Origin of the sequence: Neptunomonas japonica JAMM 1380, assembly GCF_016592555.1 — a bacterium.
GTDB classification, from domain to species: domain Bacteria; phylum Pseudomonadota; class Gammaproteobacteria; order Pseudomonadales; family Balneatricaceae; genus Neptunomonas; species Neptunomonas japonica_A.
Genome location: NZ_AP014546.1, coordinates 2,593,232 through 2,607,298 on the forward strand (window position 1 = coordinate 2,593,232; position 14,067 = coordinate 2,607,298).

General features: G+C 43.5%; 14 protein-coding genes. 3 read left to right on the forward strand and 11 right to left on the reverse strand.

The annotated features are described in order from the left end of the window. Positions 1 to 20 precede the first annotated feature (20 nt). On the reverse strand, positions 21 to 749 hold the full coding sequence (locus tag NEJAP_RS12120; protein ID WP_201347488.1) for a ChrR family anti-sigma-E factor: 729 nt from the start codon (positions 747 to 749) through the stop codon (positions 21 to 23). Further along, on the reverse strand, positions 746 to 1,342 hold the full coding sequence (locus NEJAP_RS12125) for a sigma-70 family RNA polymerase sigma factor (protein ID WP_201347489.1): 597 nt from the start codon (positions 1,340 to 1,342) through the stop codon (positions 746 to 748). Before NEJAP_RS12125 ends, NEJAP_RS12120 begins: the two co-directional genes overlap by 4 nt. A 156-nt stretch (positions 1,343 to 1,498) precedes the next feature. Here NEJAP_RS12125 and NEJAP_RS12130 point away from each other — a divergent pair, with 156 nt between their 5' ends. The 3 genes from NEJAP_RS12130 to NEJAP_RS12140 are packed head-to-tail and all read left to right on the forward strand — an operon-like array spanning position 1,499 to position 4,920. Next, positions 1,499 to 2,893, forward strand: a complete 1,395-nt coding sequence (locus tag NEJAP_RS12130) for an NAD(P)/FAD-dependent oxidoreductase (protein ID WP_201347490.1) — start codon at positions 1,499 to 1,501, stop codon at positions 2,891 to 2,893. Then, positions 2,886 to 3,698 carry a DUF1365 domain-containing protein gene (locus NEJAP_RS12135; protein WP_201347491.1) on the forward strand — a complete coding sequence of 271 codons (813 nt, stop codon included), beginning with the start codon at positions 2,886 to 2,888 and terminating at the stop codon, positions 3,696 to 3,698. Before NEJAP_RS12130 ends, NEJAP_RS12135 begins: the two co-directional genes overlap by 8 nt. Continuing rightward, positions 3,685 to 4,920 (forward strand): SAM-dependent methyltransferase, encoded by a 1,236-nt coding sequence (locus NEJAP_RS12140; protein ID WP_201347492.1) that lies wholly within the window; start codon positions 3,685 to 3,687, stop codon positions 4,918 to 4,920. The genes NEJAP_RS12135 and NEJAP_RS12140 overlap by 14 nt, the downstream gene beginning before the upstream one ends. Positions 4,921 to 5,125: 205 nt before the next feature. Here NEJAP_RS12140 and NEJAP_RS12145 read toward each other — a convergent pair whose 3' ends face one another. From NEJAP_RS12145 to NEJAP_RS12185, 9 genes are all read right to left on the reverse strand, one after another. Beyond that, positions 5,126 to 5,629 carry a GNAT family N-acetyltransferase gene (locus NEJAP_RS12145; RefSeq protein WP_201347493.1) on the reverse strand — a complete coding sequence of 168 codons (504 nt, stop codon included), beginning with the start codon at positions 5,627 to 5,629 and terminating at the stop codon, positions 5,126 to 5,128. A gap of 157 nt (positions 5,630 to 5,786) precedes the next feature. After that, positions 5,787 to 6,737: a hypothetical protein gene (locus NEJAP_RS12150; RefSeq protein WP_201347494.1), complete on the reverse strand. Its 951-nt coding sequence runs from the start codon at positions 6,735 to 6,737 to the stop codon at positions 5,787 to 5,789. A 404-nt stretch (positions 6,738 to 7,141) separates the two neighbouring features. Then, positions 7,142 to 7,561: a nuclear transport factor 2 family protein gene (locus tag NEJAP_RS12155; protein ID WP_201347495.1), complete on the reverse strand. Its 420-nt coding sequence runs from the start codon at positions 7,559 to 7,561 to the stop codon at positions 7,142 to 7,144. Between the two features lie 68 nt (positions 7,562 to 7,629). After that, complete coding sequence (locus NEJAP_RS12160; RefSeq protein ID WP_201347496.1) at positions 7,630 to 8,406, reverse strand: SDR family NAD(P)-dependent oxidoreductase; 777 nt, start codon at positions 8,404 to 8,406, stop codon at positions 7,630 to 7,632. Continuing rightward, positions 8,407 to 8,958: a DUF3833 domain-containing protein gene (locus tag NEJAP_RS12165; protein WP_236590917.1), complete on the reverse strand. Its 552-nt coding sequence runs from the start codon at positions 8,956 to 8,958 to the stop codon at positions 8,407 to 8,409. Beyond that, positions 8,921 to 9,523 (reverse strand): DUF2878 domain-containing protein, encoded by a 603-nt coding sequence (locus NEJAP_RS12170; RefSeq protein ID WP_201347498.1) that lies wholly within the window; start codon positions 9,521 to 9,523, stop codon positions 8,921 to 8,923. The genes NEJAP_RS12165 and NEJAP_RS12170 overlap by 38 nt, the downstream gene beginning before the upstream one ends. 81 nt (positions 9,524 to 9,604) lie before the next feature. Next, positions 9,605 to 11,977, reverse strand: coding sequence for an MFS transporter (locus tag NEJAP_RS12175; RefSeq protein ID WP_201347499.1), 2,373 nt, complete (start codon positions 11,975 to 11,977; stop codon positions 9,605 to 9,607). Between the two features lie 26 nt (positions 11,978 to 12,003). After that, positions 12,004 to 12,264 (reverse strand): hypothetical protein, encoded by a 261-nt coding sequence (locus NEJAP_RS12180; protein ID WP_201347500.1) that lies wholly within the window; start codon positions 12,262 to 12,264, stop codon positions 12,004 to 12,006. Positions 12,265 to 12,366: 102 nt separating this feature from the next. Beyond that, positions 12,367 to 13,956: a BCCT family transporter gene (locus NEJAP_RS12185; protein ID WP_201347501.1), complete on the reverse strand. Its 1,590-nt coding sequence runs from the start codon at positions 13,954 to 13,956 to the stop codon at positions 12,367 to 12,369. Between the last annotated feature and the right edge of the window lie 111 nt (positions 13,957 to 14,067).

Sequence of the window (14,067 nt, forward strand, 5' to 3'; positions counted from 1 at the left end):
ATCAAAAACAATATAAATTGTTAAAAACCAGTCATTGGCTGGACAATTTTACCCAGCAAAGTACTAAATTTAAGTGGTGCATCAGTAGCGATGAGGCAAATACAATCTTCGTTACTATCTACCAGTGGTTGATGCTGTATTTCGTTATCCAGATCAGCGATATCACCCACCGTAAAACGCCCTACCTCATCGGTAAATGAGCCGCGTAAAATCAAAGTGAGCTCATTTCCATCATGCGAGTGCGGCAACATCGCTTTACCCGGCGCGATACGTAATAAGCGTGATACACCTCCACGCTCAGTTTTACAGGGCAAGTCATGATAATGGACGCCGGGGACTATTCTGTTCCACTCAATATGCTCCAATGAGCTGCCAATATAGTCATCTAGGGGGCTTGGAACGCTTGAAGCGCTGGTGATTTGATCATTGTTACTCGAAAATGATTCTGCTTTTTCACATGAAGCACGATTGTTCAATGAAGTGTTTAACGATGCACCCGAAGGCTCTGCCTCCAATTCAGGCAAGCCATCAATACACGCAAGTACTTGCGCTAATGCATCATCACCCACTGGGGCGGGTTTAAGGTTATCAAGTAGCATGCCGCCAATCGCTTCAGACTCATGAGCCCTATTACGACAAGCTGTACACATAGAAAGATGGCAAGCAACAACCAGCGCCATTGCCTGAGACATTGAGCCTGCGGCGTAGCTCATCAGGGTTGCTTCATCTAGGTGATGTTTAATGTTCATACATCATCACTCCACATCATTTTAATTTTGCCTGATGCCAAACGAATTCTCGATTTAACACTGCCTAAAGGTACTCCCAGCCGGGCAGAAATATCAGAGTGAGAGCGCCCTTCATAAAAAGACATATAAATCACCTGCGCCTGATCTTCTGGTAACTGCGAAATAACTTTAGCCATACGGTCAGATGTAACCACCTGCTCACAGACGTCACTTTCGTCATCTGGCTCTTCATGCCATGACTCTAAGCCATATTCTGGGTACTTCTGCTTACGCATCCAGTCTATGCTTTGGTTTCTTGCCAAGGTAAAAATCCACGTGCTGGCTGCCGCTTTAGAAGGATTGAAAAGATGGGCCTTACGCCAAACAGCTAACATGGTCTCTTGCATTAGCTCTTCTGCCGTTGTTTCAACTAGACCCAAACGAATAATGTAGGCTTTAACTTTTGGCGCAAAATGTTTAAACAGCTGAATATACAACGCTTTGTCTTTTGTTTTGGCCAAGTCTGAAAGCCTATCACTCCATCTTTTGGGAGCTTCTGCTTGTCGCATAGACACTACATTATTCACATCTTCACCCGGTGGTTTGCTTTCCATAATACCCCTTACGATGAATCACTCTGGGTGGATCACCCAAAACCCTATTACTTTAAATATAAGGGTAAAAATAAAATGCGGTGCAAATAATGTGATCTTTTTTTATTTTGCTACGTAACAAGCTGCAAATACGTTTTAATAATGATGGATGTACTGATGAATATCACGGCTATACGTCCCAAAAAAATTGCGGTAGTCGGCTCTGGTATTTCTGGCCTGAGCTGCGCATGGTTACTCAACAAGGCCCATCAGGTGACCCTGTATGAAAAAGATGACCGCTTAGGCGGACACTCAAACACAGCCTCCTTCAATCTAGAAAACAATCACGTTGATGTTGATACGGGTTTTATTGTTTTTAACCCAGTGAATTATCCAAACTTAGTAAAGTTCTTTAACACCCTGGACGTTGCTACCTGTGAAACGGATATGTCATTTGGCATATCCGTAAACCAAGGTGAGCTTGAGTATTCGGGCACCGGATTATCCGGTTTATTAGCACAAAAACGTAATCTTATTCGCCCTTCATTCTGGAAAATGGTTCAGGAGGTGATGCGTTTTTATCGCGAGTCTGAAGACGTAATGCAGCAGCAAGATCTTGATCAAATAACACTGGGTGAGCTTTTGCAGCAAAAAGGTTACAGCAACGCTTTTATCTACAACCATCTTTTACCGATGGGGGCTGCTATTTGGTCAACCCCCGTCGACAAGATGCTGAACTACCCTGCCAGCAGTTTTTTACGGTTTTGCCGCAACCACGGTCTGGTGCAACTGAAAGATCGCCCTCAATGGAGCACGGTTATTGGTGGCAGCAAGCAATACGTTAATAAGATAGCAACACAGCTAGAAGGCAAGATCCGCCTTAATAGCCATATCCACAAGATCATCCGTAATAGTGACCATGTAGTGATAGAAGACCTCCACGGTAACCGTGAATACTATGATGATGTAGTGCTGGCTTGCCATTCAGATCAAGCCATCGCATTACTGGATGAGCCAACAGAAGAGGAACAACGCCTGCTGGGGCATTTCCCGTATCAGCGTAATAAAGCCTACCTTCATTTAGATGCCTCATTAATGCCAAAACGCAAAGCCGTGTGGTCGAGTTGGAACTACCTGTCCGAAGGTAAACGAGACCAATCACAAGAAGTATCAGTGACCTATTGGATGAACCAGCTACAACCACTCAATACAGAGGTTCCCCTTTTTGTTTCATTAAACCCACTACGCGAGCCTAAAGATGGCAGCATTATCCGCAGTTTCTTTTACGACCACCCTGAGTTTGGCCGCGAAGCCTTACAGTCACAAAAGCAACTATGGGCACTACAAGGCAAACAACGAACCTGGTTCTGCGGTGCCTACTTTGGTTATGGCTTTCATGAAGATGGCTTACAATCAGGCCTTGCGGTTGCAGAGCAGCTCGGTGGAGTCCCCCGCCCATGGCACCTTGACGATAAAAATAGCCGTATCTTTGTAAAAGAGCCTTCATCACCATCACAACAGAGCGCCTCTTTTAACGAGAGTGACAAGGAGAAGGAACACGCCCATGGATGAGCTAAATTCTTGCCTTTATAAAGGCGTAGTAATGCATCACCGTTTTCGCCCCAGCAAAAACCGCTTCATCTATCGTGTGTTTTGTGTGTGCATTGATCTGGATGAACTGCCACAATTAAACAAACAGCGTTTTTTTTCGATAAATACATTTAATCTGTTTTCCTTCCACGAAAAGGATCACGGATCAGGCCAAGAAAACCTGCCCGAGAATATTCGCAGCTTACTCACTGAACGAGGTTACGCCAGCGCCACCCATAAAATACGCCTGCTCTGTTACCCGCGTATTCTGGGTTATACCTTTAACCCGTTAAGTACTTACTTCTGTTACAACAGTAATGACGAGTTAGAAGCCATACTCTACGAAGTCAGTAACACATTTGGCTCCCGTCATACCTACTTACTTGAAGCGAGCCCTAATGCTGATCAAGTACGCCACCAGTGTGATAAACAGATGTACGTTAGCCCCTTCATGCCGATGCAGACCTCCTACGGTTTTCGTATCCAGCCTCCCAAACAACGTGTTGCGGTATGCATTCGCCAAACAGAATGGGCGACTAACAGTGCAGAAAAGCAACCCATTCTGCATGCCACATTTACGGGTGAGCACTGCGTATTGAATGACCGTTCACTACTCGGCGTCTTCTTTAAGTACCCCTTGATGACCTTAAAAGTCATGTCAGGCATCCATTGGGAAGCGCTCAAGTTATGGCGCAAGAAATTAGTATTACAGCCCCGAGATACCGGTAAAAGCCACAGTATTAGCTGGCAGGATAAAAGTGGAGTGTCGCATTATGAAAGTTTATGAGCCATCAACAACTTATATAAATACCCGCCGTGCTGAGCCTACGTGGTTTGAAAAAAAACTACTCGAAAAGCTACAGGCAACATTAAGCCAAGATTGCGGAACATTACACCTAACACTGCCTAGCGGATTTACGTGTAAACTCGGCAGTAGTCATCCAGAAGCTCATATTCGCTTGCATAACTTTCGCCCTCTTGTGCGCCTTTATTTAGGCGGTGCTAATGGCTGGTCGGAGAGTTACTTAGCCGGAGAATGGGACAGTATCAATTTAACAACGCTCGTAAAATGGGCGCTAGCCTATGAAAATGAACTCACAGGGCTATCCAAGGCAAGCTTCTTTACACAAATGCTGCACAATATCTATCATTGGCAACGAGATAACAGCCGCAAAGGTAGCCGCAAAAACATTGCAGCCCATTACGACTTAGGAAACGACTTTTATAAACACTGGCTGGATCAAAGCATGACCTACTCTTCTGCTTTGTATAACCACCCGGATGACTCACTGCACCAAGCACAACACAACAAGTACGCCCGCATCTTAGAATTATTAGAAGCCAAAGCAGGCCAGAATGTAGTCGAAATAGGGTGTGGTTGGGGAGGCTTTGCACTACAAGCAAGCCGTGATCACGCGCTTAACGTTCATGGCATTACCCTCTCACAAGAACAGCTAAAGTGGGCTGAAAAACGTATAGAAAATGAGGCTCTCAATGAGCAGGTAAAACTCAGCCTGACAGACTATCGAGACCTTAACCAACAGTACGATGCGGTTGTCTCAATTGAGATGTTCGAAGCCGTAGGCGAAGCGCACTGGGATACCTATTTCGAAACCCTAAAACGGGTACTCAAACCCGGAGGTAACGCGGTTTTACAAATCATTACCATTGAAGATGAACGCTTTCACACTTACCGAAAGCAAGCTGATTTTATTCAACGGTATGTGTTCCCCGGTGGCATGTTACCTAGCGTTTCCATACTGAAAGATAAAATCAATGAGCACGGTTTTGTTTTGAAAAAGCACCAGTTATTTGGCAAAGATTACGCTCGCACGATACGCGAATGGCACAGAGACTTTGAACACAGTTGGGAAGATATTCGTGATCAAGGCTTTGATGAAACCTTTTACCGTTTATGGCGTTATTATCTGGCCTACTGTGAAGGCGGCTTTGAACACGGCTCCATTGATGTTGGCTTGTACGTGCTCTGCCATGCTGATGAGGCCTAACAAAGGTAAGGTGCGCTAAGTGAAGTGCAAATAAGAGAGGCTCTATGCACCCGAATGAAGTGCCCGTGGTATGTTTGCTGTAAGTGTATTTAACAGCCGACAAAGACAGATGAAGTAAACGGTCTTGCTAATGGTTTTATAATTGACCGCTAATACGGCCGATAAGAGTTACTTTGGCTTATTAACTTGAGAAGGCTCATATGTGCTATGTTTGTGAAAATAGATACTCGAAAAACATTGTGCCATTAGCCTCTATTGAGCTATGAGTAAACCCCAATTTATTAAGTAATGTGATTGAAGCAATATTATCTTTAGCAACACCGGCAATTAATCGAGTTATTTGAGCTTCGGATTCAATGAATTGAATTAAGCCTTGTATTAGTTCCGTTGCGTAGCCTTTACCCCAGTTTAGTTCTCCTAGTAAATATCCTATATGGGTGACGCCATTGTTTCCGGTAGATAGAAATACGAAACCAATAGTCTTATAATCACTTTTCAGGTTTACAATAAATAAGCGCCCGTCAGAGGTTGTTTTTTGTAACCACTCTTGAGCTGAAGATATCGAATCTACATTCTGAAAATATGGTGGGAGGTTTGCAACAACTTTAGGAGTCAATACTTCCATAATTGAAGCTAAAAAATCTGGTTCTTGGTTGCTACTAAGGATTTCGCTAATCTGCAACCTTGAGGTTTGATAACTAAAGCTCACAACATACTCTCCATATAAGCAACAAACATAACGCCCGCTTCACGGGCAACTTGTAGTGAAGCATTTTTGTGTAATACTGGCGCGCAGCGACAACACAAAAATGCGTAGCGAAAAGTTGTCCCAGTGGAAGCGCTTGTTAGCCGTATTTATTCCGATACTAGGCTCTAATATCAGTAATAATAGATATTGCTTTATCAGATTTCCCAACCAAATCCTCACCATCAATATAGCTAGTTAACTCTGCAAGTAATTCACTTGCAGGCTTGAACCAGTATCTTTTTAGCATATCTAAAAAAAAGTCTAATTCATCGATACCTGATGTGATTTTCAAGTGAGGTCCATATATCAAAAGTTGCTTAAACCATTCTAACGTTTTACCAAAATCAGATACAACAAAGTGATTTTTTTCAAAATAAACATGTACCCTGTTTATTCCATTCAAATGAAAATTTTCAATGTAGCAACCTTTGCCCTTCCCGTTTATGACGCCAATATTAAAAACGCAATAATCTTGCTTTGAGTCCCAAAAAGATTGATTCCTCAATCTATTTCCGTAAACACCTTCAATTTCACCAAAAATACCGACTTTAGCATTGGCGATAGGATTGTGTAGAACCAAACAAATATCAGAATTAGATATTAATGTTTGAATGTTTGGCTTGTTCAAACCTACTTTCATTGGAAAAACTTCGGAAAACCTGTCATTTAAATCAAAGCTTAATGCTGAATCATTCCCAGAAATATGAAATGAATACTCAGATAATCCTGATACAAATGTCACTCCGTATAAATTCCCCAGCCTTGTGATAATTTCTTTTACGATATTATTTGAGGCCTTTTGATTTAGAAAGCTAACAAGAAAATATTGAAAGCCCCAGTTTTTCAAATAGTCCTGAATATTTTCAAAGAAATTTGGAGGGAGGCATCCCCGTAACTCATTCAACGACCAAATAGGAAACCCTTCGATACGTCGTGGAGAATACTTTGGGCCTTTATGTGAATTTAAACATTCAATGACAGCATAAAAATGATTTGCCCAATATGATTTTTCATTTTCTATAATTCCTAATGATAGCGGTTTAATTAACTCCGAATCTGTCCACTTCATTCAAATTTTCTCATAAGTTCATATACGGCTAACAGCCCGTTTAAGAGGCCGTTGGCCTCATAACAGTTATTAGTGGGCCGGCACGAAAAAATGAACTATTTAAAAAGAGGGATTTAACATTATGATTTGAAGACATTTTTAGTTTCCTTGTCTTGAAGCACATATCCATTAGTGTTGCCATTGGCCTCATAACATATGCAAAAAGGGCAAACATTGCCACACTATATATAAACACAGTCAAATAAATTTTTAACTCAACCTCAGAAGCAACACAAGCATTTGTGTCGTTCTAGTTTATGAGAACAAGCAAAAGTATTACTAACCCAGAAATATACTGTATAAAACGCTTATGAATCCGAGGCTGTTAATTCAAACTTAGTTACCGCCATTAATTCTCAGACTTACTAATTATGTGATAATTTTTTACGTACTTTACGGATAATAGCGCCGAGCAAAGGTACTTTTTCCATAAGTTCTGAGCCATCCCAAAAGTCATGATGTAATATTATTTTGCCGCTTTTATTTGCTTCAATCCGGCTCACGCCCTCAAAGCTAAACTCACCGGTAAAACGACTATTGCCGTAAAACGTCCAATAAATAAAGGCGTGTTGCCCCTGTTGTACTAAGCGGTGTACCTCAAAGCGCACAAGCGACAGGCGCTTGAACATATCGTCCATAATAGCGATAAAATCTGCTTGCGTATGGGTGTGATTAAAAGGGTCTTTAAAGTTAAAAGCCTCTGCGGTTATATTGCATAGGCTGTTTAGGTTTTCGCTGCTGAGGTTTTCTAACACTTCAACATAGTCGGCTAACCAGTTATCCATATTCATGCACCCTTTTACTTAAACCTTATTACTGCTCAACTGTTTGTAGAAGCTATTGTTTGTATAAGCTATGTTTTGACGGTTTTACCTATCAATGCAAAGTACCAACGATAAGGTAGTATACGTAGCAATTTTAAAAAATAGACAAAGCGACGCGGGAACGCTATCTCAAAACCAGTGCCTAATAGGCCTTTAAAAATACGCTCAGCCGCCTCTTCAGGCTCTTGTAGCGCTGGCATTTTAAAATCATTTTTATCGGTCAGCGGTGTACGCACAAACCCAGGGTTAATCACTTGCAATACTACCTTGCTGTCTTTCAAGTCCAGATAAAGCGCTTCACAAAGGTGAATCAACGCCGCTTTACTCGCACCATAGGCTGCTGCCGTGGGTAAACCACGATACCCTGCAACAGATGCCATGATGGCAAGCTGTCCTGAGTTACTTTTTAGCATGCGCTTTAATACAGGATCTAGGCAGTTTATCGTCCCCTGAAGGTTGATATCAAACACCCTTTGGCAACGCTGCGCACTAAACTCCTGTGCAGGAAAAGGGTCATGCGTGCCCGCATTTAAAACAACCAGTTCAGGTAAACCTTCGCCCTTATCCCAGTGCTGCATTAACAGCTCAATCTGGTGTAGGTCTGTTATATCAAGAGGTGTCGGGATTATAGTGCCAGAGTAGCCTTGGCAGCGTTTTTGCAAACTTTCTAGTTCAGAGGTGGCTCGCGACGATGCATAAACCGTTAATCCTTTCTGTACGAATAAACGAGCCAGTGCTTCACCAATACCTCGGCCTGCCCCCGTCACCCATACGCTAGCCCAGGGTAGCGTATTGTTCCTGCTCATTTAGTGCCCGCCTTCAATGTTGCAGCCTTTAGTCAAAGGGCGGTGAGCTTGCGAAGACACTTTACGGATATACAGTGTTATTTGCCCAACTTCTAAGCCGAACTTGCTCATTTTCGCCCGATTAATCAGGTTGTTTTCATCCACCAAGTACATCCAATCGTTCAAGCTAATATCCCAATACTTACCCTCGACAGGAACAGATAACACATAAGACCAATTCAGCGCATTACCTGCCACCTTTCCTTTCGCTTCTCCTACCACATCACCCGCTGTACCCGTGTAGTTTTTCCCTGATTTATTGAGGTTCCAGCAGCGGTGTTGTATCTCTCCATCAGCAAAGATAAATTGCTCATCCAGTACACCTTTATCACCGTTCCACTGTCCCAGAATATCCGCTGTAAAGCGCCGGCTTACCTTCCCTTTAAAATCCTGAACAATACCGTAAGCCTCAAGATGACCATTAAAAAATTCACTAAGATCCAGCTCAGGCTTAACCTCACTGTAATCATCAATATTAGCACTGCAAGCCGCTATAAAAGGAATAGAAACCATAAGAGTCACCTTTGCCAGAAACGTCATTAGTTAACACTCCCTCTGAGTTTTTTGCCAAATCGGGATAGCTACTCTTGTCGGAAAGCCACAACAATGCAGGGAATAAAGCAGCCCATACACTTGCCAAAACAACAACATTAATAACAGGAGAAAGCAGCAGCTCCACCGCACCAAAGTGTGCAGCCGAAAGGTAAGTAAAACTACCGGCAATAGCGCCAGCGAATGAAGCGGTAAGATATTTTTGTGAAAAGAAGTTCAAGCTATGTCTAAGGGTTGAGCAAAAGCCAACCCACAGGAGAATTAGCCAAATAGGCGTAATACCTTGAACCTGCTCAAATTTGAACACACCCAGAAGCGTCAATAAGCAATCAATGCTATAGCCCAACAAAGCGGTGGCCAATACAACCAACAGCTCAACCAAAGGCTTTGTAATAATCAGAAAATGCAGCACTAACAGCAACAATACCCAAAGCATTGCTTCATTGCCGCTAAAAATACTCAATGCCCAGATCAGATTAAAACCCCAAAAATTGATCCAGATTTTCCAAGATAAACCGAACAACATAGACACCTCAAGAGGGTTACCTACACTATGTCATTACATACGGTTGAGCTCGTAAACTAGATCAATCGGGTTAAAATTTCATCAAACGGGCTCAGCTGGCTTATGGTCTACAGAATTAATCCACTCACCTTCTGTAGACTCATCACCTTGGCTTATGGCATCAACAACCTCAGAAGCCGATTCAGGAACGGCTTCTACTACGGCAACAGCAACATTCATCGCCTGTTCTGGTGAGGCATCAGACAAACGCTGCACGAGCTCTACCGCGTCTTCATAGTCGAGCGGTTTTGCTTCCTGCTCTTCATCTACTTCAATTGCAGGCTCATCTGTCTCGTCAGGCTTACTCTCATAAAAATTACCCGCCATTTCAGAAGCGACTTCGGCTGCACTGCCTGGCACCGCTTCTACTACAGCCACGGCCATATCTATTGCTTGCTCTGGCGCTACTTCTGCAAGCCTTGCCACCAATTCAACCGTGTTGTGATAATCATCGGTTGATTCTTGTGTCCACTCTTGGCTCCACACCTCTTCGCCTTCTTGGTACTCTACTATCGCTTGGCCAGCTTCTGCTATATCGGGGCTCCCTGCAGCGCTAGCTTCTTCGTCAGTTTCTGCAATATTACTGGCGAGGTACTCTTCAGCCACCAGAACAGCAGATTCAGGTAGGGCATCAACCATTGCCACAGCAACATCCAATGCTTGCTCTGGGGCCGCTTGCCACAACTCAGACGCAATACTGGCGGCATCTTCTTCACTGGTATCATCTTCACGATCCGCTGGACGCACAGCTTCATGTTCTTCAGCCAACACCTGCGCATAATACTCTGCTACTTCAGCTACCGACTCAGGCGCATACTCAACAGCTACTTTCGCCATCTCGATACGTTGTTCAGGTAAAGCACGGCCAATTTCAGCAGCAACCGAAACTACCTGCTCTGGATACCATTCCGCGAGCTTAGAAACAAGTTCATAAGCGAGCTCAGGACGAACCGTTACCACAGCACGCGTCACAGTCAATATCTGATCGGGTACCGCTTCTTTCATCACTTCATACAAGCGTAAAACATCGATGCCATGCACAGTAGCAACAGCGGCAGCGACCTCTACACCCAATACCGGATTTGCCATGGCTATCGCACGCGCCATTTTTACAGCAGCGGCTGGATCAGTTTCTGCAATGCTCACTGCCGTTTCGGCCTCAGAGCTTAATTCTGGTTGCTGTTCTATATATTCAGTACGTGGATCAAGCTCAACTGATGCGGTAATAGAGGCGCCTTGCATGACAAAGTGCTCTTGATCTTCTACTGGTAATGCTTCACGAACCGCCATGCGATACATGACAAAGCCTGCCAGTAGTAATTGTATCAATGCTACAGAGTAGAACAGAGCCGCATTGCCATAATAGTCCATCGCGATAGACGCAGTATAAGGCCCTAACACGCCACCAATCGAGAAGGCTAATATCATACTTCCCATTGCCGCCACCATTTCACTTTGGCGCAGTTTATCGAACGCTTCTGAAATACTCAGTGGATAGGTACAAGAAATAATCCCGCAGGTGATAGCTGTGCCTAAAAACACGGCCCATAAAATATTCTGAGACGCGAGCACCGGAACTGAAAAATCAGCCACGGCTGAAATAAATAACAAAATAGCTAACACCGTACGTCGGTCAAACCGGTCTGATAAATACCCCACAGGAAATTGCAATAAAAAGGCGCCCAAAATAGCGGCCCCCACATAAAGTGACAGTTGAAAATCAACAATGCCGTAGTCTTTAGCAAACACAGGTAACAAGTTAAACGTTGCCGAATAAATCACGCCAGAAACCAAGCAACTAACGACGCCAAGTGGAGAAACTTTATACAGTGCGAGTAGTGACATCGAGCTGACTTCAGATATCGCCGGCCCACTATTACGGCTTAACACCATAGGAATCACCGCCGCACAGAGCAATATCCCGCTAAATACGAATAATGTAGAGCCTTCTGGGCTTGCGATGTTCATGAAGAACTGGCCAAAAAACAAGCCACTTAAAACAACAGCAGTATAGGCAGCTAACACCTTGCCACGTGTTTCTTTGGTGGAGCTTTCACTCAACCAACTTTCCATAGCGGTAAATGCACAGGCATTACAAAAACCGATAACAATGCGCATCCCCCCCCAAAGTATGGGGTCTGAGAACAAGCTGCAAATAAGAATGCTAACGGCACTCAGTGAAACGCACCCGGCAAACACACGAATATGTGCCGCACGTTTAATCAGGTATTTACTATAGATAGCCCCTAGCAACATGCCGACAAAATACAAAGACAATACCGTACCAATAGTATTGGTATCCATACCGTCTAACCCCATCCTTACAGGTATCAGGACATTAATCAGGCCGTTACCTAGCAGCAGAATAAAACAGCTGATAAAGAGGGGAATAAGTGACACAAGGGTTGTTCGCACGTGCAAAGCTCTCTAATCTAAAATAGTTACTTAATCACTACAGGCTGCACCAGTATTTGCAGTGCAGCTTTTACTTCGGGCAATAGCAGCAGCTCTTTCTGCTTTAACTCGCCAATGATTCGGTCAAGCTCAGCCACCGTATCCGCATTACTCTCATTATTATCAATACGCCACTTAAGTGCCACCTGTGCACATTGCTCTGGTGTCCAATGGCTCTCAACAGGGATACCAACAGATTGTAATAACTGATAAAAATCATCTTGATCAACCAGCTCAGCAATCATCATAAAAAATACCTTTTACCGTGTTAAGTTAGGCTTTAATACATAAAAAGCCGGCAAAAATGCCGGCTTTTTTTGAGATGCAAAATCGTATCAATTACATGCTAATTAATACACTTCACTTTTAAGGCCTTTATACAAGCTAACACACATAAATAGCAAGATAATCGTGAACGGTAAGCCGACAGTAATCGCACCCGCTTGCAATGCTGTTAGTGCTTGAGCACCACCACCGTATAGCAATACGGCAGCAATTAAGCCTTCTAACACAGCCCAAAAAACACGTTGTTGTACTGGAGAATCAACCTTACCGCCTGCAGTAATAGAATCAATTACCAATGACCCTGAATCGGAAGAAGTAATAAAGAATACCAATACGAGGATAATTGCCAAGAATGAAGATATTTCAGCAAGAGGCAAGTTTTCCAGCATATGGAACATGGCTAAAGAGACATCTCCCACACCTTTAGTCAGTTCACCAACATTGTTCTGGATCTGATCAAGAGCGCTTCCACCGAACGCGGCCATCCACACTGCAGATACGAGTGTTGGTATAAGCAGAACCGCTATCATAAACTCACGTACCGTACGGCCTTTAGAGACACGGGCGATAAACATACCAACAAATGGAGACCAAGAAACCCACCAAGCCCAATAGAAAACAGTCCAACCGTGATACCAAGTTTCATCTTCACGACCAACCCAGTTACTTAATGGAACGATGTTTTCTGCATAACTTGTCAGTACACCAGCAAAATTACCTACAAAGTTACTAAAAGAAGCTGTGACAATCACAAACAGCAACAACATAGCAGCAATCATCATGTTGATATTACTCAACAGTTTGACACCGCCATCCAGCCCGCGCATTACAGAGAAGATAGTAATCGCCGTTACCACCGCAATAATAATTATCTGCACAACAACGGTATTATCAATACCAAATAAAAAGTTAAGACCACCCGCTGCCTGAGATGCGCCCAAGCCAAGTGATGTAGCCAAACCAAAAATGGTTGCAAGCACGGCAACAATATCGATTACATTACCAATCGGTCCCCAAACTCTCTCGCCTAGCAAAGGGTAAAAAGCCGAGCGAATAGTTAACGGTAAACCTTTGTTATAAGTAAAAAACGCCAGCGCTAAAGCAACAACACCGTAGATTGCCCATGGGTGTAGTCCCCAATGGAACATCGTAGCACCCATAGCTGCAGAGGCGCCTTCGGGTGTATTAGCAGCAGCGTTAAGTGGTGTACCATACCAGTCAGTATAATAAGCCACTGGCTCAGCAACACTCCAGAACATCAAGCCGATACCCATACCGGCAGCAAACAGCATAGAAAGCCAAGAAATACGGCTAAACTCGGGTTTTGCCGTCGTTCCGCCTAGTCTAATTTTACCAACAGGCAAAAAGATCAGCGCTAAACAGAATAGAACAAAGACGTTCCCTCCGATCATAAATAACCAGTCAAAAGTTTCAATTGACCAGGTACGTGCCCCAACCAATGTCTCTTTTGCTTCAGCCGGAAAAACAATGGCCAAAACGATAAATAACAGAATGATAAATGCGCTGGTTCCAAACACCGGGTTATGGATATCCATACCCATAAACTTCACATTATCTTGTCCTGCTTTGTAATCAGAGGTGTATTCAGCCCCTTTGTCCGCATATGCTGCGGCACTTCGAGTGCTTTCGTTCATAGTACTACTCCGCTTTTTTTTATTATGTGCCATTCAGTAATGACTTTGTGTTCACATCTATCTTACGAAGAGTTCTGGGGCGTAGTGTTGCAATTTACGACAGATCTCAAC

Excerpts from the sequence above, each read along its gene's own strand:
- NEJAP_RS12120 (WP_201347488.1), bottom strand. The coding sequence starts at position 749 with ATGAACATTAAACATCACCTAGATGAAGCAACCCTGATGAGCTACGCC.
- NEJAP_RS12130 (WP_201347490.1), top strand. The coding sequence starts at position 1,499 with ATGAATATCACGGCTATACGTCCCAAAAAAATTGCGGTAGTCGGCTCT.
- NEJAP_RS12125 (WP_201347489.1), bottom strand. The coding sequence starts at position 1,342 with ATGGAAAGCAAACCACCGGGTGAAGATGTGAATAATGTAGTGTCTATG.
- NEJAP_RS12150 (WP_201347494.1), bottom strand. The coding sequence starts at position 6,737 with ATGAAGTGGACAGATTCGGAGTTAATTAAACCGCTATCATTAGGAATT.
- NEJAP_RS12185 (WP_201347501.1), bottom strand. The coding sequence starts at position 13,956 with ATGAACGAAAGCACTCGAAGTGCCGCAGCATATGCGGACAAAGGGGCT.
- NEJAP_RS12140 (WP_201347492.1), top strand. The coding sequence starts at position 3,685 with ATGAAAGTTTATGAGCCATCAACAACTTATATAAATACCCGCCGTGCT.
- NEJAP_RS12180 (WP_201347500.1), bottom strand. The coding sequence starts at position 12,264 with ATGATGATTGCTGAGCTGGTTGATCAAGATGATTTTTATCAGTTATTA.
- NEJAP_RS12160 (WP_201347496.1), bottom strand. The coding sequence starts at position 8,406 with ATGAGCAGGAACAATACGCTACCCTGGGCTAGCGTATGGGTGACGGGG.
- NEJAP_RS12165 (WP_236590917.1), bottom strand. The coding sequence starts at position 8,958 with ATGGTTTCTATTCCTTTTATAGCGGCTTGCAGTGCTAATATTGATGAT.
- NEJAP_RS12155 (WP_201347495.1), bottom strand. The coding sequence starts at position 7,561 with ATGGATAACTGGTTAGCCGACTATGTTGAAGTGTTAGAAAACCTCAGC.
- NEJAP_RS12135 (WP_201347491.1), top strand. The coding sequence starts at position 2,886 with ATGGATGAGCTAAATTCTTGCCTTTATAAAGGCGTAGTAATGCATCAC.
- NEJAP_RS12170 (WP_201347498.1), bottom strand. The coding sequence starts at position 9,523 with ATGTTGTTCGGTTTATCTTGGAAAATCTGGATCAATTTTTGGGGTTTT.